At 75.2% G+C, this 20670-nt stretch carries 15 protein-coding genes; 12 read left to right on the top strand and 3 right to left on the bottom strand.

Annotated features, from left to right (window positions below; all coding sequences use genetic code 11):
* Nucleotides 1-206 precede the first annotated feature (206 nt).
* The 4 genes from O4J56_RS06220 (at nt 207) to O4J56_RS06205 (ending at nt 5181) form a co-directional block, all read left to right on the top strand.
* Nucleotides 207-944, top strand: a complete 738-nt coding sequence (locus O4J56_RS06220; protein WP_270684241.1) for a TVP38/TMEM64 family protein — start codon at nt 207-209, stop codon at nt 942-944.
* 131 nt (nt 945-1075) lie between these two features.
* Nucleotides 1076-3376, top strand: a complete 2301-nt coding sequence (locus O4J56_RS06215) for an ATP-binding protein (protein ID WP_270684240.1) — start codon at nt 1076-1078, stop codon at nt 3374-3376.
* Between the two features lie 480 nt (nt 3377-3856).
* Nucleotides 3857-4360 carry a MaoC family dehydratase gene (locus O4J56_RS06210; protein WP_270684238.1) on the top strand — a complete coding sequence of 168 codons (504 nt, stop codon included), beginning with the start codon at nt 3857-3859 and terminating at the stop codon, nt 4358-4360.
* Nucleotides 4357-5181, top strand: a complete 825-nt coding sequence (locus O4J56_RS06205; protein ID WP_270684237.1) for an HpcH/HpaI aldolase/citrate lyase family protein — start codon at nt 4357-4359, stop codon at nt 5179-5181. Before O4J56_RS06210 ends, O4J56_RS06205 begins: the two co-directional genes overlap by 4 nt.
* A 24-nt stretch (nt 5182-5205) precedes the next feature.
* Here O4J56_RS06205 and O4J56_RS06200 read toward each other — a convergent pair whose 3' ends face one another.
* From O4J56_RS06200 to O4J56_RS06190, 3 genes are all read right to left on the bottom strand, one after another.
* Nucleotides 5206-6162, bottom strand: coding sequence for a LysR family transcriptional regulator (locus tag O4J56_RS06200; protein WP_270684235.1), 957 nt, complete (start codon nt 6160-6162; stop codon nt 5206-5208).
* A gap of 18 nt (nt 6163-6180) precedes the next feature.
* Nucleotides 6181-7371, bottom strand: a complete 1191-nt coding sequence (locus O4J56_RS06195; protein ID WP_270684248.1) for a cytochrome P450 — start codon at nt 7369-7371, stop codon at nt 6181-6183.
* Nucleotides 7372-7453: 82 nt separating this feature from the next.
* On the bottom strand, nt 7454-8086 hold the full coding sequence (locus O4J56_RS06190) for a class I SAM-dependent methyltransferase (protein ID WP_270684233.1): 633 nt from the start codon (nt 8084-8086) through the stop codon (nt 7454-7456).
* An 812-nt stretch (nt 8087-8898) separates the two neighbouring features.
* Between O4J56_RS06190 and O4J56_RS06185 the strand changes: the two genes are divergently transcribed.
* From O4J56_RS06185 to O4J56_RS06150, 8 genes are all read left to right on the top strand, one after another.
* Nucleotides 8899-10143, top strand: a complete 1245-nt coding sequence (locus O4J56_RS06185; protein WP_270684232.1) for a YcaO-like family protein — start codon at nt 8899-8901, stop codon at nt 10141-10143.
* A gap of 27 nt (nt 10144-10170) precedes the next feature.
* A complete protein-coding gene (locus O4J56_RS06180; RefSeq protein WP_270684230.1) occupies nt 10171-10782 on the top strand; it encodes a cyclodehydratase in 612 nt (203 codons plus the stop codon).
* Between the two features lie 30 nt (nt 10783-10812).
* Nucleotides 10813-12435, top strand: coding sequence for a tpaE (locus O4J56_RS06175; protein ID WP_270684229.1), 1623 nt, complete (start codon nt 10813-10815; stop codon nt 12433-12435).
* A gap of 3 nt (nt 12436-12438) precedes the next feature.
* On the top strand, nt 12439-13137 hold the full coding sequence (locus O4J56_RS06170; protein WP_270684228.1) for a nitroreductase family protein: 699 nt from the start codon (nt 12439-12441) through the stop codon (nt 13135-13137).
* Nucleotides 13138-13232: 95 nt separating this feature from the next.
* Nucleotides 13233-15008: a hypothetical protein gene (locus O4J56_RS06165; RefSeq protein WP_270684226.1), complete on the top strand. Its 1776-nt coding sequence runs from the start codon at nt 13233-13235 to the stop codon at nt 15006-15008.
* Nucleotides 15005-16903: a YcaO-like family protein gene (locus O4J56_RS06160; RefSeq protein WP_270684225.1), complete on the top strand. Its 1899-nt coding sequence runs from the start codon at nt 15005-15007 to the stop codon at nt 16901-16903. Before O4J56_RS06165 ends, O4J56_RS06160 begins: the two co-directional genes overlap by 4 nt.
* A 17-nt stretch (nt 16904-16920) precedes the next feature.
* Nucleotides 16921-19614, top strand: a complete 2694-nt coding sequence (locus O4J56_RS06155) for a lantibiotic dehydratase (protein ID WP_270684224.1) — start codon at nt 16921-16923, stop codon at nt 19612-19614.
* Entirely contained in the window at nt 19595-20569 is a 975-nt protein-coding gene (locus O4J56_RS06150) for a lantibiotic dehydratase C-terminal domain-containing protein (RefSeq protein WP_270684223.1), read from the top strand. Before O4J56_RS06155 ends, O4J56_RS06150 begins: the two co-directional genes overlap by 20 nt.
* Nucleotides 20570-20670: the final 101 nt, after the last annotated feature.

The raw sequence follows: 20670 nt of genomic DNA, 5'->3' as shown, positions 1-20670 counted from the left end.
GGGCCATGCGCGCCGACAAGGCCGCGCGCACGGCCCGCGAGCAACAAGCACTCTCCTTGGCCGCTTGACATAGAAGCGTCAACGGCGAGCACGCCCGCCCATCCGCGCGGGCACTACGGCGGGCGGATCGCTCCGCAGCCCCAGCCCCGATGCGCCGGGTGCGCCCGGCCGGTGCCTCCCGGCCCCCTCGACCCCAAGGAGAACCGGTGAACGAAGGGCGCCCTGTCGGCGGCCGGCGCTCCGCCGCCCGCCGCGCCGTCCTCTTCGTCCTGCTCACCGCGGCGCTCCTCGTCGCCGGGACCCAGCTCCCCGGGCTCGGGGAGATGCGCGCGGCCGTCGAGGCCGCCGGCCCCGCCGCGCCCCTGGTCGTCCTCGGCCTCTACCTGGTCGCCGCGCTCCTCCTGGTGCCCCGGCCCCTCCTCCACGCGGCCACGGGGGCGCTGCTCGGCCCGGCCGCCGGGTTCGCGGTCGCGAGCGCGGGCGCGGTGACCGTGGCGCTCGCCCAGTTCTGGATCGCCCGGGTCATGCTGCGCGGCGCGGTGCACGCCTGGGTGCCGCTCGCCGTCCGCGACCGCCTGGACCGCGCCGTCGCGCGGCACGGCCTGTTCGCCGTGCTCTACCTGCGGCTGATGCCGATCGCCCCGTTCTCGGCGATCAACCACGGCCTCGGGGCCACCGCCATGGGCGTGCGGACCTTCGTCGTCGGCACCGCAGTGGGCTGCATGCCCTACACCGCCGCCCTGGTCGTCCTCGGCGGCTCGGCCGCCGATCCGCTCTCGCCGGAGTTCCTGGCGGCGGGCGCCGCGACGGCGCTGCTCGTCGCCTCCGGGCACACCGCCGTGGTGCTCATGCGGCGCGCGGAACGCGCCCGCGCCGCCGAGCGGGGTGGGGACGGCACAGGGGCCCCGGAGGGCACCGCCCCGGCGGCGGCCGGCCGGGACTGACGGCCGGCGCGGAGCCGGGCCCCGCCGCCCCCGGCGATTCCCGGAAACGCCCCATACGCAGGACTCTGTCTCGGTACAGTGCGGACTGAGGCGGAGTCGAGCGTCGCAGCGGGCAGGGCGAGGACCGGATCATGATCCAGCGGACGGCGGGGGCGCTCCCCCGGCAGCTCACGGGGTTCGTCGGCCGTGAAGAGGAGGTCTCCCGGATCACCGGCCTGCTGGGCCAGGGCCGTCTGGTCACCGTCCTGGGCCCCGGCGGCGTCGGCAAGACCCGTATCGCCCTGCACGTGGCCGAGCGCGTCGCCTCCCGGTACACCGACGGCGCGCGCTTCGTGGAACTGTCCGGGCTGCGCGACCCCGAGCTGATCGCCCACACCGTCGCCTCCACGCTCGGGCTCGCCGAGCAGGACGCCCGCTCCCAGCTCGACGTGCTCCTGGAGTACCTGCGCGCCCGCTCCCTGCTCCTGGTCCTGGACACCTGCGAGCACCTGGGCGACGCCTGCGCGATGCTCGCCGAGGTCGTCCTCCGCGAGTGCCCCGGGGTGACGGTCCTGGCCACCTCCCGGCACGCCCTCAACGTGCTCGGCGAGTTCAGCCACCCGGTCCCGCCCATGCCGGTGCCCGACCCCGACGACGCCGACGCCGTCCGGCACAGCGCCGTCGAGCTGTTCGAGCGGCGGGCGGCCGCGGTGGTCCCCGGTTTCACCCTCACCGACGCCGACCGGCGCCACGCGGTGCGCCTGTGCCGCCGCCTGGACGGCATCCCGCTCGCCATCGAACTGGCCACCGTGCGCCTGCGCGCCCTGCCGCTGCAGCGCCTCGTCGAGCGGCTGGAGGACCGCTTCCAGCTCCTGACCGGCGGCACGCGGGCGTCTCTGCCGCGCCACCAGACGCTCCGCACCGGCATCGAGTGGAGCCACGACCTGTGCACGCCGCAGGAGCGGGTGCTCTGGCGCAGGCTGTCGGTCTTCGCCGGGGGATTCGACGCCGACGCCGCCGAGGAGGTCTGCGCGGGCGAGGGCCTTGAGCGCGGCGAGGTGCTGGAGGCGCTCATCGGACTCGTCGACAAGTCCGTCGTGCTGCGCGCCGACCGGGGCGGGGACCGCTACCGCCAGCTCGACACCCTGCGCGAGTACGGCGCCGAGCGCCTCGCCGAGGCGGGGGAGGAGCAGGAGTACCGGGGGCGGCACGTCGAACGCTGCCAGCGCCTGGCGGACCGGCTCGACCGGCGCTTCCCCGAGGACCAGCTCGGCCGCTTCCGCGCGCTGGCGGCCGAGCACGCCGACATCCGCAGGGGGCTGGAGTACGCCTTCGCCGCGCCGGGCTGGGAGTCGCGGGCCGCCCGCCTCGCCGCGTCCCTGTGGGGGTACTGGCAGATCTCCGGCCGCCTCAAGGAGGGCCGCTACTGGCTCACCAAGGCCGTGGAGTCCCTGCCCGACGACAGCCCGCAGCGCGCGTGGGCCCTGGGGGTAAGGGCCTACCTCGGCACCTTCCGGGGCGAACTCGACGCGGCCCTGGCCGACCTGGACGCGGCGATGCCCCTCCCCGAGGGGAACACCGACGAGCGGCTCAAGGGCCGGATGCACCTGTACCGCCACCTGGCCCTGGTGTTCGCCGGACGCCACGGCGAGGCGCTGCCCGAATACGAGGCCTGCACGGCCGCCGCCAAGCGCGCGGGCGACTTCGCGACCTCCGTCTCCCTGCTCGCCCAGCAGGGCTACCTGCACCTGCTCAGCGGCGAGCTCGACGAGGCGGTCGCGGTGTGCACCGAGGGGCTGGCGCGCCTGGAGGGGCTGGACGCCGAGATGTGGCTCCGCTCCTACATGCTGGTCATCACCAGCGCCGCGCTGACCTTCAAGGGCGACGCCGCGGGCGCCGACGCCGCCGGAGGGCCGGCCCTGCGCATGAAGTGGGAGCTGGGCGACTTCGTCGGGCTGGCCTACTGCCTGGAGGTCACCGCCTGGCGGGCGGTGGGCCAGGAGCGCTTCGGCCGCGCCGCGTGGCTGCTCGGCGCGGCCGCCCCGCTGTGGGACCGGGCGGGGGTGAGGCTCGGCGGCACCGCCATCATGGAGGCCTTCCACCAGGAGGCGGTGGGGTCGGCCCGCGCCGGGCTGGGGGACGAGCACTTCGCCGAGCTGTACGCGGAAGGGGCCGACCACCCCCTGGACCGGATCGCGGACGCGGCCGTCGCCGACGCCGACGCCCTGACCCCCGGGCGCCAGGACCCGCCCCCGGGCCGGGCCGCGCTCACCGCCAGGGAGCGGGAGGTGGCCGGGCTGATCGCCGAGGGGCTGTCGAACCGGGCGATCGCCGAGCGGCTGGTCATCTCCAAACGGACCGTGGACACGCACGTGGAGAACATCCTGGCCAAGCTCGGGGTGTCCTCCCGGGTGCTGGTGGCCCAGCGGCTGGCGGACGCCGACACCGCCTGAGGCGGCCCCCGCGCAGGGGGAGAGGGCCGCCGTGCCGCCTTCCTCCGCGCGGACGGGCGGCGCGGGCTGGACAGGAGGCGGTCACGGCGGGAGAGTGGTCCCTGGAGGAGCGGCGACGCCGCTCCCCCTCAAGCGACGTCCGCACACGACTCCCCCAGGGGATCCCCTCGGTGCGGGCCGGGATTCCAGGACTTCCGCGGCCGCACCACCAATTCTGGGGCCGCGAGGGGCGATGACGCCGCAGCTCCGGCCCGGATGGGTGCACGGAACTCGCACCGTGCCCCTGCCTAGAGGGCCTCCGCCCCCTTACCCATACGGATACGTGTCCGAGGGGACGGGAGTCACCGAGGAGGCGGCTCTAGGGGTACGGACGGCGTGCGACGGGAGCTCCCGGGCGAGGCGGGCGGGCAGGGGTGTGCAAGCATGTCGGAGTGATCACGGGCACACCCCGCCCGGACGACGGCTCGACGAGGAGGCGACGTGGAGGAACGCGGTCCCGAGGCGACCCCTGAGCGGATCGTGCAGCGCGGCCTGTACTTCGAGGAGCTGAAGGAGGGCGCGGTCTACCAGCACCGGCCCGGACGGACCGTCACCGAGGCGGACAACACCTTCTTCAGCACGCTCACCATGAACCCGCAGAGCCTGCACCTGGACGCCCACTTCAGCGCGTCCACCGAGTTCGGGCGCCCCCTGGTGAACAGCCTGTTCACCCTGTCGACCCTGGTGGGGCTGAGCGTCGCGCAGCTGACCCAGGCCACCACCGTGGCCAACCTGGGCTTCGGGGAGATCGCCTTCCCCCGCCCCGTCTTCCACGGGGACACGCTCTACGCCGAGACGACGGTGCTGGAGAAGCGGCTTTCGTCCTCGCGCCCCGGCAACGGGATCGTGAAGTTCGAGCACCGGGCCCTGAACCAGGACGGCGTGCTCGTCGCGCGCGCCGAGCGCAGCGCCCTCATGCTGTGCAGGCCCGAGGAGGAGCGATGAGCGGCACCCCGGGCATCCCGGGCCCGGCGCTGCTGTTCTGCCCCGGGGACCGGCCCGACCGCTACGCCAAGGCGGCGGCGCGCGCCGACGCGGTCATCATCGACCTCGAGGACAGCGTCGCCCCCGACGCCAAGGACGGCGCTCGGAGGATGCTCTCCGAGGCCTGGCCCGGACTGGACCCCGAACGCACCATCGTGCGGGTCAACCCCTACGGCGGCCCGTGGTGGGAGCAGGACGTGCAGGCGGTCCGGGACCTGGGCGTGCGCCTGGTGATGCTCCCCAAGGCCGAACGGGTGGAGGCGGTGCGCGCGCTGGCCCCGGCGCGGGTCGTCGCCCTGTGCGAGTCGGCCGCCGGGGTGCTGGCGGCCCCGGCCCTCGCCGCCGAGCCCGGGTGCGCCGCGCTCACCTGGGGCGGGGAGGACCTGATGGCCGACCTGGGCGGGGCGTCCAGCCGCCGGTCCACCGGAGCGCCGCACGACGTGGTCGTGCACGCCCGCTCCTCGGTGCTGCTCGCGGCGGCCGCGCACGGCAAGCCCGCCATCGACACCGTCTACCTGGACATCTCCGACACCGACGGGCTCGCGGCGGAGGCGCGCGAGGCGGCCGAGACCGGGTTCGCGGCGAAGATGTGCATCCACCCCGGCCACGCCGACCCCATCCGCGACGCCTTCCGCCCGCCGGAGGAGGACGTGCGCTGGGCGCGCGGCGTCCTCAAGGCGGCCGAGGAGAACCCGTCCGGGGTGTTCCGGTACGAGGGCCGGATGATCGACGCGCCGCTGCTGGGGCAGGCGCGGGCGATCCTGCGCCGAGCGGGGGAGTGAGGCCGGGGGCGGCCCGCCCCGGTGTCACTCCTCCTCGGCGCCCTCGGCCGCGATCCGGACGAGCAGGTCGGCCGGGGGGACCGGGCGGGTGTGCGGGCGGCGCACGGCCCTGAGCGGCCGGTGCAGGTCGACACCGGTGACCGGCACCTCCCGCAGGCGCCCGTCGGCGAGTTCGGCGGCGACGGCGAGTTCGCTGAGCACGGCCGGGGCCGCCCCGCTCTGGACGGCGACCTTCACCGCCGCGTTGGAGGGCAGCTCCAGCGCCGGGGGTTCGGGGTCGGCCCCGAGGGCCAGGCGCAGCGCCTGCTCCAGGGTGGTGCGAGTCCCCGATCCGCGCTCGCGGGTGACCAGCGGGGTCCCGGCCAGCGTGCGCGCGGTCAGGGGCCGCCCCCGGGCGGCCCAGGGGTGCCCCGGGGCGACGACGGCGACCAGCCGGTCCCGCCGGACCAGGAGCCGGTCCAGCCCGTGCGGGGCGTCCAGGGACTCGACGAACCCCAGGTCGGCGTCGCCCTCCCGGACGCGCTGGGCGACCTCCTCGGAGTTGAGGACGTCGAGGGCGACCTCCACCTGCGGGGCCTGCTCGCGCAGGCGGGCGAGCCAGCCGGGGACCAGGTACTCGGCGACGGTCATGCTGGCCGCCAGGCGCAGGGTGGCCCGCCGGTCGCGGCGGAGCGCGGCGACGCCCCCGGTGAGGTCGCGGGCGGCCTCCAGGACGCTCTGGGACCACCCGGCGACGGTGCGCCCCTGCGGGGTGGGCCGCGAGCCGCCGGTCGTCCGGAACAGCAGCGGCAGGCCCAGCTCCCGTTCGAGGGTGTCCAGGCGGCGGCCGGCGGACGCCTGGGTGAGCCCGGCCCGGGCGGCGGCCCTGCCGATGCTGCCCTCCTCGACGACCAGGAGGAAGAGTTCGAGGCTGGCGAGGTCGGGCCAGGCGCGCCGCACCCCCGCCCCCGGCGCGCCGTCGCGCGGGTGGCCGTTGGTCATGCGGTCACTGTATGCGGGTCACAGCAGCAGCGGCAGCTCCCTGACCCCGGTCATGCTCAGGCTGGGCAGGAAGCGCGGCGGCCGCTCGGGGGCGCGCCGCAGGTCCGGGAAGCGGTCCAGCAGGATGTTCAGCGCCACCCGCCCCTCCAGCCGCGCCAGCGGCGCGCCGATGCAGAAGTGCGCCCCCCGGCCGAAGGCCACGTGCGGGTTGGGGTCCCGCTTCGGGTCGAAGGTGTTCGGGTCGGTGAACACCTTCGGGTCCCGGTTGGCCACGCCGAGGAAGGTCACCACCAGGGAGTCGGCGGGGATGCGCTCGCCGCCGAGCTCGGTCTCGGCCGTGGTGGCCCGCGCCGTCCCGGCGAAGGGGCTGTAGTACCGGAGGGCCTCCTCTATCGCCGCGGGGAGCAGGGCCCGGTCCGCGCGCACGCGGGCGAACCACTCCGGATGGGTGTCCAGGCACAGGATGGCGTTGCCGAGCAGCATCGTGGTGGTGATGTGCCCGGCGATGAGCAGGACGTTGGAGAAGTTGACGACCTCGTCGTCGGTGAGCCGCTCGCCGCCGGCCTCGGCCTCGACCAGCTTGGAGATCAGGTCCCCGCGCGGGTCCCTGCGCCGGTCCTCCACGTGTTCGCGCAGGTAGTCCCCGAGCAGGGCGACCTTGTCCATGGCCTCCCGGAGCCGCTGCCGCTGCGTCTCGCTCGGCTCGGCGAACGAGAACTCCTGGGTGCTCTCCATGAGCGCTCCGCCCCAGTCCCGGAACCGCTCCCGGTCCGAGGCGGGCACCCCGAGCAGTTCGGCGATGACGATGACCGGCAGGGGGTAGGCCAGGTCGTCGACCAGCTCCATGCGGTCGCCGCGGGGCAGGGCGTCGAGCAGCTCGTGGGTCAGCTCGGCGATGCGCGGCTCCAGGTCGGCCACGACCTTGGGGGTGAACGCGTGGCTGATCAGCCCGCGGAGCTTCTTGTGCTCCAGCCCGTCCATCTGGATGAGGTTGCCCTCTTTGAAGCGGTCCTGGCCCTCCATCATCTCCTGGGGGATGACGCGCTGGGTGTTGGAGGAGAACAGCGAGGGGGTGCCCAGGACGTGCTGGACCTCCCGGTAGCCGTACACGCACCAGATCCCGGCCTCCGCGTCGTAGTGCACCGGCGCCTGGGGCGCCTGGTCGCGGAGCCAGAACTGCGCCTCGTGTATCCCCCAGGCGTCGGCCATGGAAGTCACGTATCGTCACCCTTCGCTCGATCGTCGGTGGGGACCCGCTCGGGGGAGCGGGTGGACTCGGTGCCGGGCGGCGCTAAGCGCCGGGCTTGCGGGCGGTGACCCGCTCGACGACTCCCAGCTTGAGCCGCTTGGAGTACTCGATGGCGAAACCGGCCCGCTCGACCAGGGGGAGCGGGCGGCGGGTCTGGTAGTCCCCGCACTGCTTGAGCATGTTCCTCTCCAGCATGCGCTGCCAGAGCAGGATGAGCCGGTGGTGGCTGCCCACGTGGTCGAGCAGCACCAGCCGCCCGCCGGGCCGCAGGACCCGGTACATCTCGGCGATCACCGGGCGCTCGTCGGGCACGCTGCACAGGCCCAGCGTGCACACCACCGTGTCGAAGGCCTCGTCCGGGAACGGGAGCGCGTGGGCCTCCCCCTCCAACAGCTCGACGGCGCGGCCGAGGGAGTCGGCGCGCTCCCGGGCCAGGTCCAGCATCGGCGGGCTCAGGTCGAGCCCGGTCAGCGATACACCCTCCGGATAGAACTCCAGGTTCCGGCCGGAGCCGATGGCGACCTCCAGGACCTCCCCCTGGGCCTGCGCGCACGCCCAGGAGCGCCCGTCGTCGAGCAGCATGCGTTCGAGCAGGCCGATATCGCGGTCATAGCGGTGCGCGTATTCCTGCCACAGGTCGCGGAGCCGCCTGTTCTCCTCGGTCACGTCGGTCACGTCGTCACTCCTCCTGTCGATCCGCCCGGCCCCTTCCCGTGAATACGCCGTGGCCGTATACCGCGGGCGCGATCGCCGCTGCGGCGGGCCATTCGGGAAAGCGGTGTCAATTGCGGCGCCGTATCCCCGGGACGGCCGGCGCGGCGCCGCGGCCGTCCCCGGCCGCGTCCCGGCGGCGGCCTTTCGGAATTCCCTCCCAATTGTTCAGTGTCCCGGTAGGGATTAGGGGTCAACGGGGCGGCGCCGCGGGCGCCGCGTCGGCCCCGGGCCCATCGCGCATGCGGATCAGAGCAGAGTTCGAGCTGGTCACGGCGTTGGTGTCCGAATCCCCCCGGAGACGTCCGAACGGCTGGGCGGCACCGCCACGCGGGTGGGCCCCTCGCCTGGCAGTGGAGAGTACCCCCGTCCGGCCCCGTGGGGGGAGGGCGATGCAGAACGGCGTTCTGTCCGTTTCCGGCCAGCGGTCAGGCGTGCGCTTTCGAACGCGTGCGGGATCGCAGGTATGCGGGGGATTCCCGGAGTATCGGGCGAACGTGAAGAGGTCTTATGGGGTGCGCCCCACGTATCCGGTTTGACCTGCGGACATAAAAGCGAGCAGCGAAAAGCGGCCGGTCACCGGATCGGCGATTGACAGTCTGGGCCCCGCAGGTCGACCATCACTCGGGGCGACCGCCGGGGGGCGCGGCCGCATCGCAGGAAGGGAACGGGGGAGATCCTGTTTGGACGTTAATCCGGACGATTCGGATGAACTTCGGCGAATTGCGGCCCTGGCCTCTCCGTACGGCCTCGTCTCGCGCACCGCGACGCTTCCGGTGGCCGACGGGGACCCGTCCTTCGCCGTCCGCGCCTCCGGCATCGGGGACCCCTCCAAGGCCCTGCCCGCCATGCGGGGCTGGACCGGCGACGGCGACCTGGGCAACCTCGACGGCGTGGGCAGCGCGCTCTCCGCCGAGCGCGCCGGGCTGGTCTCGATCGCCGAGGCGCTGGAGCGGTACTCGACCTGCGCCTGGCACGAGGAGGACCTCGTCGTCGCCGCCGAGGACGCCCTCGGCCCCGAGGCCGTCTCGCCCGCGCGGTGGCCCCGGTGCTCGGAGCGCGAGCTCGCCCGGGACGACTGCGGGCTGGTCCCCTACGACCCCTCGGTCCCGATCAGATGGGCCCGGGCCTGGTCGCTCACCCGGCGGCGCGCCGTCCTCGTACCGGCCGTCGCGGTCCACCTCCACATGGCGCCGCGGTCGCCGTCGGAGCTGTTCACCCGGGGGATCACCACCGGAGCGGCCGTGCACTCCGACATCCGCCGCGCGGTCCTGGGCGGGCTGTCGGAGGTGGTGGAGCGCGACGCGCTCTCGCTCGCCTGGCTGCAGCGCCTGCCGCTGCCGGAGCTGGCGGTCGACCCGGGGCTCCTCGGCACCCAGGAGCGCGCCGACCACGCCGCCGGCACCGGACGCCACCTCGACGTGCGGCTCTTCGACGCCACGACGGACTTCGGCGTCCCCGTGGTGTACGCCGTGCAGCTGTCCCCCTACGAGGACCGCCTGGCCCAGATCGTCTGCGCCGCCTGCGACGCCGATCCGCGCAAGGCCGTCGGCAAGGTCCACCGCGAGCTGGCGTCCGTGCGCGTGGCGCTGCGGGAGCGGGTGGCCGCCGGCCCGGCGGCGCGGCCGGACGACGGGACCGTCAGCGTGACCGGGTCGGCCGCCTACAACGCCTCGGCCGCGCGGCGCGGCGCCTTCCGGCACCTGCTGGAGGGCGAACGCAAGGTGCGGCGCCTCGAAGAGCTGCCGGACCTGTCCCTTGAGGCGGACCCGCTGGCGGCCGCGGTATCCCGGCTGGCCGAGTGCGGGGCCGAGGTCCTCGTCGCCGACATCACCACGGACGAGGCGCGGCAGGTCGGCATGCACGCCGTCAAGGTCATGGTGCCCGAGGCCGTCCCCCTGTCGTTCATCCACGGCGAGCGCTACCTCGCCACACCCCGGCTCTACACCGCCCCGGCGGCGATGGGGTACCGGAGCCGCGGTGAAGAGTCGCTGAACCCGGAACCGCAGCCGGCCGCCTAGCCGCTGCGTGGACAGGAGGTCGAACACGTGCCGGCGGAAGAGTCGCAGGACTGCCTGTACCTGGTCAGGGATGCGTTCGGAGAGCAGTACGCCGACGCCTACCTGGCGGCGGAGCCGATCCGGGTCACCGGAAGCCGCCTTCCCGACGCCGTCCGGGACGCGCCCGCGTCGATGATCGCGGTCGTGCACGCCGGACAGGACGGCGACCTGCGGGACGCCCTCGACCGGCTCGGCTTCGAGCGGGGCGTGCCGACGGTCGGGGTCGGCCTGCTCCCGACGCGGATCGTGTGCGGCCCGGCCGTGATCCCCGGATCCACGGCCTGCCACGCCTGCCACCGGCGGCGCATCGAGCAGCACCGGGACCCCGCGCACGCCGACGACGACCCGGACGGGGCCGCCCGGGGGCTGCCGGAGGGCTTCGGCCGGATGCACCTGGCCATCGCGCACGGCCTCCTGGAGCTGGCCAAGGCCGAGATGCGCGCCGGACCCGAGGGGATCGGCGGCACCGTGCGCAGCCACGACCTGGTCTCCGGGGGGCTGTCGACCGCCGCGACGGTGGCGGTGGACCGCTGCGCGCGCTGCGGCGACCGCTGGAGCGGCCTGCGGGACGGCGCCGCCGCCGTCTCCGGTCTCATGTGACGTTTCGGCTGTGGGGGAGGAGAGCAACCGATGGGTGCTGAACTGAGGGGGGACACCCTCGGACGGGTCGCGCGCCGGGACAAGCAGATCGAGGTCCCCGTCCGCCCCGTCCTGCGCAAGGGCGTCCGGCTGCGCCGCTCCGGCGACACCGTGATGCTCGACGGCGCGGAGAAGCGCCAGGCCTTCACCGGCAGGTTCGCCCGCGAGCGGCTGGCCGGACTCGCCGCCGCCTGCGACGGCACCGCCACGCACGCCGAAATCGCCGCCGCGCTGGGCCTCGACGAGTCGGTCGTGTACAAGTCCCTGGCCATGCTGTGGGCGTCCGGGGCCCTGGAGGAGGGCGACCGGGACGGCCCGCCCCCCGAGGTCCCGTCCGAGCTCGCCTGCCTGATGTCCCGGCTCGGCGGCTCCACCGGGGTCAACCCGTCGTGGACCGACGCGGCGGCCCGGCTCGGCCGGACCGTGGTGGCGGTCGCCGGGGACGGCGGCCTCGCGGAGGCGACGGCGGCCTGCCTCGACGGCGTGTGCGAGGTGGTCCGGGACGCCGACCGGCCGCCGGAGGCCGAGGGCGCCCTCGTCGTCTTCTTCGAGACCCGGAGCTCCCGGCCCGCGCTGGCCGCGATCCGGGACCGGTGCCGGACGGAGGGGCGGGCCCTGCTCAGGGTCCGGGCCGACGGCGCCTCGATGACCCTGGGCCCCTACGTGGACCCCGCGTTCACCCCGTGCCTGGAGTGCGGCGCGTCGGGCGAGGACGAGCCGGAGGACGACCCGCCCGCGCGCTCGACCGAGCTCATCGCCGGCCTGGCCGCCCACCACGTCCTGGCGCTGGTGTCCCGGGCGGTCCGCACCTTCCTGCCGCTCGACTCCGCCACCGTCGACCTGGCCACCCTGGCGACGCGGTACCGCCCGAGCGCCGTCCGCCCCGGCTGCCCCACCTGCTCGTTCAGCGAGGGCCCAGTGGCTCCCGAGCCGACGTCCAGCGCCCTGTACGAGGCCGCGGTGGCGCTGCCGCCGCGCGGGTTCCTGGACACCGCGGGACACCTGGCCCACTTCCAGTCCTCCAACGTCGAACTGCAGTGGCGGTTCCGCACCTGGCCCGGCTGCCCGCGGGTGGAACTGCCCGAGGCGGACACCTCGAGGCTGGCCGGGGCGCCCTCCGCCGGAGGGGACCGGACCGGCCTCGGCCGGCCGGAACTCGCCCTGCTGCTCGCGATCGCGTTCGGCGTGCGGGAGAGGACCGAGGGCTGGGTCCAGCGGTGGACCGCGGCCGGGGGCAACATCGGCTCGGCCACGGCCTACCTGATCAGCCGCGACGAGGACGTCCTGCCGGTGGGCGGCTACGCCTACCGCGACGGGGACCACTCCCTGGCCCGCGTCGCCGACGGCGGCCCGCCGGGCGGCCCGGGGCCCGGGGCGCCGGTGACGCTGGTCGCCACCGCCAACCTCAAGAAGATGGCCGCCAAGTACGGCACCTTCGGGTACCGGCTCTCGCTCTGCGACGCGGGCTGCGCGCTCGCGTCCGCCCGGAGGGTCGCCGACCGCCTGGGACTGGAGGTCTCCCTCGCCGCGGACTGGGACGACGGCCTTCTGAGCGGATACCTGGGCCTGAACCCCTCCGAAGAACCCGTCGCCGCCGTCATGGAGGTGGGCTGACCCGTGCGCTCCGACTCGTCCAAGCTGCAGGACCTGCTCGACGGCCTGGCCACCCGCGCGCCCACGGGCGACGGCCGCGCGGAGCAGCGGTCGCCGAAGCCGTTCCCCGGCGCCGCCCCCGTCGCGGTGGCCGAACCGGGGGAGGACCCCGGCCGCACGCGCGACCTGCGCGACACCCTGGCGGCGCGCCGCTCCACCCTGCACTACGCGGACACACCGGTCCGCACCGGCCTGGTCCTCGGCCTCGTGCGCACGGCGCTGCGGCGCGATTCCGAGGACTGGGGGCTCGACGGCGAGACCGGCCCGCTCGAGGCGTTCGTCTTCGCCCTGCGAAGCGAAGGCGAGCCCGCCGGGGTCTACCGGGTCACCGCGCGCGAGGCGTCGTTCATCGCCCCCGCGTCGGACCTGGGCGACCCCGAGCTCCTGGGCGTCCAGCGCGAATTCGCCGACGCGGCCGGGATCGTCGGCGTCTTCGCCGACCTCGACCGCGCGGACTCCTGGGCGGGAGCGCACGGCCACCGCATCTGCACGGTGCGCGCCTCCATGGCCCTCTACGACTTCCACCTCCGATGCCAGTCCCACGGCCTCGCCGGAACCCCCTTCGGGGGGTTCATCGGCACGGCGGTCCGCGGCCTCGTCCAGAACGACGGCGCGACCCGGCACCCCCTGCTGGCCGCCACCTACGCCCACCCGGTCTCCTGACCGGCGCCCGGCCGCCGTCCCCTGCCCCGCCGTCGGCCGGCCCCGCAGCCGCAGGCTGCGCGATGACACGCTGCGCGACGAAAGCGAGTGCGTTCATGAACAACGAGGGTGCGCCGCACGCCACCGGCGCCGTCCTCGCCCGCCCGGACGTGTCCGTGCTGCGGACGGGGCAGGGGGCATGGATCGGCGTGGGCTCCGCGTCCTTCACGGTCAAAGGGGCGGCCGCCTACACGGTGGTGTCGGCGCTGCTGGAGCGGTCGGACGGCGACCGCACCGGCCACGACCTGGTGAGCCGCTTCCCGGACCGGGCGCGTCCCGGGGTGTGGCGCGTCCTCGACGCGCTGGTGGCCAACCGGTGTCTGACCGTCCTCGACGCGCCGATGGGCCGCCTCGTCGCCGACAGGGGGCCCGCGGCGGAGTGGCTGATCCCCTTCCTCTCCCAACTGACCGGTGACCCGGTGCGCGCGCTGGACCGCGTGCGCGCCACCGTCCTCCACGTGTACGGGCGCCCCCGCCGGCTCGGCCGCCTGCGCCGCCTCCTGGAGGACGCGGAGTCGGCCGGCATGCGGACCGTCGTCCACGACGCCGCGGAGGACGCCGTCCCAAAGGAGGAGCGGCTCCCGCGGCCCGGCGCCGACCTGGCCCTCATCGACGCCGACGCCATCCCCCGCGAGCGCACCGTGGCGATCCAGGACGCCCTGCTCGGCCGCGGCGTACAGCACGGGGTCGTGGGAGAGGCGGGCGGCCGCCGGTGGATCCTCTGGTCCGACGAGGAGTCGACGGGCTGCTGGGCATGCCTGCACCGCTACGGCGAAACGGCGGAGCGGGGAGCCCCACCGCCGACCGCGTCCCCCGCGCCCGACGACGCCGTCGCGGCGGCGCTCCTGCACGCGGTCTGCAGGCGCGGCGCGGGGCTCGGAGGGGACGCGGCGGTCTCCCTTCCCCTCGGCGCCGACCCGCCGACGGTGAAGCCGCATCCCGCGTGGCCGGTCGCGGGGTGCCGCTGCCACCGGGCGCCGGCACCGCCCGCCCCCGATGGCGGCGGCACGGCACAGGACGAGCCGGTCCGCCGGAACATCGTCGGCCCCGACGACGACCCCCGGCTGGACGACGCCCACCAGGGCATCATCGACACCCTCGCCGGCTGGACGGACGAGTTCTCCGGCCCCTTCCGGTACCTGGACGGGGGCGACCTGGCCCAGATCCCGTTCGGACGGGCCCGGGCCACCGTCCTGGCGGGGGGCGCCGGGGCGTGCCGGGTCCGTGGGACCACCGCCGCGACGCTGTCCTCCCGGGAGGCCCTCTACCAGGCGGCGCTCAACGGACTCGAACTGTTCGCCCTCGAAGCCGGCCCCGAAGGCGCCCCCGAAGGCGGCACGGCGCCGCCCGGCGGGTCCGGCCCGCACGTGGGCGCGGGGTGGACCCTGGACGAGGCGGTCTACCGCGCCCTGCTCAGGTCGGCCCTGGCCCGGCCGGCCCACGGCGCCGGGGAGGCGCCGGTGGACCCGGACGACCCCGGCGACCTCGGCGACGGCGAATGCGCCGCATTCGCCCGGTACATCCGGCGGGGCGCAGGCCTCGCGGAGCTGCGGTGGACGGCCACCCGCCTGCCGAACGGCCTCCACCGGGCCACCGGGAGCGACACCGCGACCGGGAGGCCGGTCGCGCACGGCGCGGGCGCCTGCCGCGCCGAGGCGGTCGCGACGGCGCTGCTCCGCCTGGTCAACGACGGCGCCCTGGTCCCGCTCAACCCGCACTTCGCCACCTGGGCGGAGGTATGGCGGCACATCGCGCCGCCGGCGTGGACGGAGACGACCGGGCGGGTGCTCCCCTTCGCCCGCAACAAGGCCCGAATCGTGGAGGTGGCGTGACAACGGAAGCGCGGACCGCGCCCTTCGAGGACCTGGTCGCCGCCCTCGCGGACGGCGCCGGTGCACCCGCGCCCGCGGAGGTGCTCCTCGGGCCGCTGACCGCCCCCGCCCGGGTGCACGGCGCCGGGGACGGGACGGGGCCGGGCGTGGCGGTCCTGTTCTGGTGCGGAGGCGTCCACGTCCTGGCCTACGACCCGCCGCACCGGGGAGACGGAAGCGGCGGCGGAGGCGGCCGCGACGGCGGGTGCCCGCAGTGCCTGGCCTGGTTCCTCACCAGGAGCGCGGCCGACGCCGACACGCCGGCCGAGGCGGTGCCCGACAGCGGCCCGGAGGGCGACGCGCGCAGCCGCGCACTGTGGCGGCAGGCCGGACCGGCGCTGCGGACGACCACGGTGCGCCTCGCCCTGGACCTCCTGCGGGGGCCCACCCCCTCGGGGGCGCTCGCCACCATCGACCGGGCCGCGGGCACGGTCCGGCAGGGACGCGTGCCGCCGAGGGCGGGATGCCCGGCGTGCGGCCCGGCGACGGCCGCGACCACGGTGCCGTTCGGCTCCGCGCCCGAGCTGCTGGAAAAGGCCGACGGCACGCTGCGGGCACGGCGCCCGCTGCCGCCGACGCTCCTCTCCGACTACCTGGGGCCGCACTCGCTGTTCCGGGAGCCGCTCGTCGACCTGGACGGCCCGGTCCCCACGGCGCAGGTGAGCCTGCCCCTGGCCGACGGCGGCCGGGAACCGGGGGTCGGACGGACCCGGACCTTCGACGCCAGCAGGAGGACCGCCGTGCTGGAGGGGCTGGAGCGCCACACCGGCCTCTGCCGCCGGACGCCCCGGGACACCGTGGAGGCCACGCTCGCGGAGCTGGGGAAGCGGGCCGTCGACCCCCGCACCCTCGGCTGCCACACCGACGGGCAGTACGCGCAGGACGGCTTCCCCTTCGCGCCGCTGGGCGCCGACGAGACGGTGCGGTGGGTCCCGGTCACGCCGGTCGGCGGCGGCCCCGCCGAATACCTCCCCGAGGCCGCCCTCTCCTGGGTGCACCGCCCCGGCGAGCGCAGGCCGTTCTTCTACGACACCTCGAACGGCTTCGCACTGGGCCAGAGCCACGAAGAGGCGACCCTGCACGGGATCCTGGAGGTCGTCGAACGGGACGCCTTCCTGCTCGCCTGGTACCGCCGGCTGCTCCTGCCCGAGCTCAGGCCCGGACCGGCCGACGGGGGCGTCAGGGACGTGATGGCGCGCGTCGAGACGGCCACCGGGTTCCGCGTCCGCCTCTACTGGGCGACGCTGGACATCGACATCCCGGTCGTGCTGGCCATGGCCCGGCGCGAGGCCGACACCGGTCCCTGCACGCTCGTGTCGACCGCGGCCGGCCTGGACCCGCGGGCGGCGGCCGAGTCCGCCATCTTCGAGGTGGCCGCGCGCGTCGCCTCCATCCGGCACATGTACGACGACGACCCCGAGCACCGGCGGCGCCTGGCCGAGGACTTCGGGGCGCTGCGCACCATGGAGGACCACAGCCTGCTCGGCGCCCTGCCCTCCTCCCGCGAGTGGTTCGCGTTCCTGACCGAGCCGGACCGGCCCGAGATCGGCCTCACCGAGGCGGCCGAGGCGGCCCCGGCGCACGCCGCCCTCGACGAGGACCTGGAGTACGTGCGCGCCAGGGTCGAGGCCGCCGGCCTGGACGTCTACGCGGCCGACGTCACCACACCGGAACTGCGCTGGCGCGGACTCGTGTGCACGCGCAGCTTCGTACCCGGATGCCTGCCCATGACGTTCGGGCACGGCAACCGCCGGCTGGAGGGGCTGCCGCGGCTCGACGGCGGGACGCTCCCGTGGGCCTCCCGCCTGCCCCCCGGCCGGACCCCGGCGGACGTTCCGCCCCACCCGTTCGCCTAGAGAAGGAGGAGAGGCCCGTGGAATCCGAAGAGCGCCCGGAGCACCCGGAGCCCCCGGTCGAGGCCGCCGCGAGGATCAGCCCCTATGTCGTCTTCCGGCGGAGCCGGCTGCCCGTGGCCGAGCTCGACGCCCTCCGGTTCGACGGGTTCTGGGAACGGGTCGAGGAGGGCCGCCGCCTCCGGGCCGACTGCGCGCGGCGCGCGGAGGAGGTGTCCGACCGCCTGGCGGAGGAGGTGCCGCGGCTGGAGGGCGAGCAGCGCGCCGAACTCGTCCGGCTGCGCCGCGACGTCTACACCCGGCGCGCCGACCCCGCGGCGCGGCGGATCGGGGCCGTGGAGCCCTTCCTCGACGCGGACGCCCTCGCCGGGGTGCGGGAGTGGCACGGCCTGGCCCGCAGGGCGCTGCGCAGCGAGGAGGAGTCGCGGTCGCTGTTCGAGGAGCGGATGGCCGCGGCGCGCGCGGCGTTCGGCCGCATCTTCGAGCACGACGCGATGGCCAGGAGCATCCAGCTCTCGGGCGACCAGCTGTACGAGAGCCTGCGCCGGTACACCTCCGGCGGGTCCGGCGCGCTCAAGCCGAGCCGGCGGCGGGTCCTGGAGTCCTCGCTGGTGAACTTCGCCTACCGGGCCGCGCTGAAGCCCTCCCCCTTCGGCCGCTTCACCGAGGTGGGCGCCTTCCCGCCGGACCTGCCCGGGGCGGCCGGCCCCGGCGGGGGACCGGCCCCCGGAGGCCGCACGCACTCCACCGCGACCCTCAACCGGGTCCTGGTGAACTGGCTGGCCGCGGGGGTGCGCAGGGTCGACGGCGGGATCGACCTGGGGCGGGTGCTGCTGAACTCGTCGGTGCGCGTGGAGGAGCGGGCGATCCGGTTCATCGGGCTCGCCCCCGCCGACAACGAGCACGGGGTCGCCGAGGCGGTCGTGGCGCTCAAGCGCGACAGGGTCGTCGAGCGCGTCCTGGCCGTCATGGCCCATGGGTCGGCGCCCGTTCCCGAGGTGCTCGCGGCGCTGACCGAGCTGACCGGCGACGACGCGGTCAGCCGCAAGGCGCTGCGGGCGCTGATGCGCACCGAGCTGCTGTTCGTCGCCCCCGGCTTCGACGAGCAGGACCCGGACTACTCCGAGCGCCTCGCCGGCCTCCTGCGCACCGGGACCACCGGGCCCGTGTCGGTCCTGAGCGGGCACATGGACACCCTGCGGGAACTGGAGTCGGCGCTGCCCGACGCGCCCGCGGAGGAGCGCGGCCCCCTGCTCCGCGCCGCGGGCGGGGCCATCACGGGCGTCGCCGAGACCTGCGGGATCGACACGCCCCCGCCGGAGATCTCCCGGGCCCCGGTGTACGAGGACCTGTGGACCCCCGACCGGCCCGCCACCTGGGACCCCGGCTCCCTGGCCGCGGGCGTGCCCGCGCTGGAGAGCCTGTGGCGGCTCGCGTCGACGCTCGACTACGGCCACACCAAGCGGCTGGGGCTCCACGCCTTCGCGGCCTCCGCCTTCGGCGACCGCGAGACCGTGCCGTTCCTGACCTTCTTCGACCGGCTCGTCCGGCTCTCCGAGGCCGAGCAGGACGCGGTGTTCTGGGGGCACGGCTCCCCGGCGGCGGAGAGGTTCACGGCCCAGCGCGACCGGGCCCTGCGCGGCCTCGGCGAGAGCTTCACCGCCGAGGACGGGGTCGTGCGGGTGGCGCCGGAGGCGGTCACCGAGGCGTGCGCGGCGGTGGAGGACCGCATCGACCCGGAGTCGATCACCTTCCGGGTCCAGTTCGCCGGCGGCGCGCCCTCGCCCGACCTCGTGGTGAACGGCGTCCTGACCGGGTACGGCGTCTACTTCTCGCGCTTCGCCGCGTTCATCGAGGGCTCGGCAGCCGAGGGGTGGACGCTCCGGTCCGCCGTCCGGGAGCACCTGCGCAAGGCCTTCCCGGGGCAGGTGGACCTCAACATGGTCGCCGGGCTCAACTTCAACCTGCACCCGCCCCTGACCGACCGGGTGCTGAACTACCCCGGGACCTGGCCCACCTCGCCCGACGAGCTGAGGGCCTACGACCTGTCCCGGCTGGCCGTGCGGATCGACCACGACGCCCGGCGGGCGGTCCTGTGGGACCCCGAGCGCGAGGAGCCCGTCGACCTGATCCCGATGAACTTCCTGCTGCCCGTCGTGGTGCCGGTCCTCTACCAGCTGCTGGAGACGCTGAGCCCGACCATCCGCTACAACTGGAGCCCGATGGACGACATCGGGCGCGCGATGGGCCACCGCGGGTACCCGGGGTCGTCCCCCCGGCTGATGGTCGGCGACGTCGTCGCGAGCCGCCGGACCTGGACGGTGCCGGCGCGGGAGATCCCCGAGCTGCCCGAGCTGAGCAGGGACTCCTACGACGCGCTGCTGCGGTTCGACGCCTGGCGCGTCGCGCGGGGCCTGCCCCGGCACGCCTTCGTGCTCACGCAGCGCCTCGACGAGTACAACCTGCTGGCCGGCCAGGTCGAGGAGATCCCCCGGGACTGGTCCGACTTCCGGCACCTGCAGAGGGCCAGCGTCCACAAGCCGATGTACGTCGACTTCCGCAACCCGTACCTGGTGCGGAGCTTCGCCAAGTCCGCGCTGTCACGCGACGGCGTCCACGTATCGATTCGCGAGTGCCTGCCCGCCACCGACGAGTACGGGGGGAACGGGCCGGCCGCGGCGGAGGAGTTTTTCGTTGAGCTCTACTCGGACTGAACCCGTCGGGGAGTGGTACCCGCTCCACACCTACCTGCCGATGTCGCTGCAGACCGGCTTCCTCCGGGAGGTGGTCCGCCCGGCCGTGCGGGACGCCGGGATGGAGGGCCGGGTCTGGTTCCTGCGGTACTGGCAGGGCGGTCCGCACATCCGGCTCCGGCTGCACCGGCCCACCGCGGCCGCCGCCGCGTCGGTGCGCTCCGCCCTGGAGGCCGGATTGCCGGAGCTCACCGCCGAGCACCGCGCCGAGTTCGACCGGCAGGCCTCCCTCCAGCCGGGCCTGGGCGAGCTCGAAGGGGCGGACCCCCTGGAGGCCAGGGCGGCCGGCACGGTCGAGCACGCGGTCTATTCGCCCGAATACGCCAAGTACGGCGGGACCACGGGGCTCGCCGTCGCCGAGGAGCTCTACCGCGCCACATCGGGGGCGGTACTGGACCTGATCGCGAGCCGCTCGGATCTCGAACTCAAGGCGCCGGCCGGACTTGCCATCCGCACCATGGCCATGGCCCTCAAAGGGTCCGGGCTGGACATGAAGCAGAGCCGGGAATTCCTCGGCATCTACGAAGAGGAATGGCGGCGGTGGGTTCCGCCCGGCTACGACGATAAGTGGCCGGGCATGTACGAGAAGACGCGGGGAAAGGTCGTGGGCCTGTGCAGGGCGGTCTGGTGCGAGGGGGCGTCGGACGTTTTCCACGACGCTTATGCGGCCGCATTGGAATCCGCGCGGGCGGTGCAGTGGGGGGCGACGGGCGGTGACGTCCAGGACCTCGTTCTAGAGGAAACGCCCTACGCCCACTGCCTGGCCAACTACATCCACACGACCAACAATCGGCTCGGGATCCTTCCGGCGGCCGAGGCCTTTTTGGCTTATGTCGTCCAGCGTGCCATCACCGACCTCCAGGCCGCGCCGGACGAGGCGGAAAGCGCAGGTGAGCAGGGGGTAGCGACCGGGTGAGCCGCGGCCGGCCGGGTCGGTTCCGACCCGGCCGCACCGGCTTTCGAAGGCGCCAGAACCGAAGAACGGCCGACCCGGCCGCGCAAAGGGCGCGAGCAATT

The sequence above is a fragment of the Nocardiopsis endophytica genome (assembly GCF_027706725.1).
In the GTDB taxonomy this organism is placed as follows: Bacteria; Actinomycetota; Actinomycetes; order Streptosporangiales; family Streptosporangiaceae; genus Nocardiopsis_A; species Nocardiopsis_A endophytica.
Note: the sequence above shows the minus strand (reverse complement) of the source record. Positions and strands in the feature narration are given on the sequence as shown.

Coding starts and splice junctions, on each gene's coding strand:
- O4J56_RS06215 (WP_270684240.1), top strand. CDS start 1,076: ATGATCCAGCGGACGGCGGGGGCGCTCCCCCGGCAGCTCACGGGGTTC.
- O4J56_RS06205 (WP_270684237.1), top strand. CDS start 4,357: ATGAGCGGCACCCCGGGCATCCCGGGCCCGGCGCTGCTGTTCTGCCCC.
- O4J56_RS06200 (WP_270684235.1), bottom strand. CDS start 6,162: ATGACCAACGGCCACCCGCGCGACGGCGCGCCGGGGGCGGGGGTGCGG.
- O4J56_RS06195 (WP_270684248.1), bottom strand. CDS start 7,371: ATGGCCGACGCCTGGGGGATACACGAGGCGCAGTTCTGGCTCCGCGAC.
- O4J56_RS06175 (WP_270684229.1), top strand. CDS start 10,813: ATGGGTGCTGAACTGAGGGGGGACACCCTCGGACGGGTCGCGCGCCGG.
- O4J56_RS06165 (WP_270684226.1), top strand. CDS start 13,233: ATGAACAACGAGGGTGCGCCGCACGCCACCGGCGCCGTCCTCGCCCGC.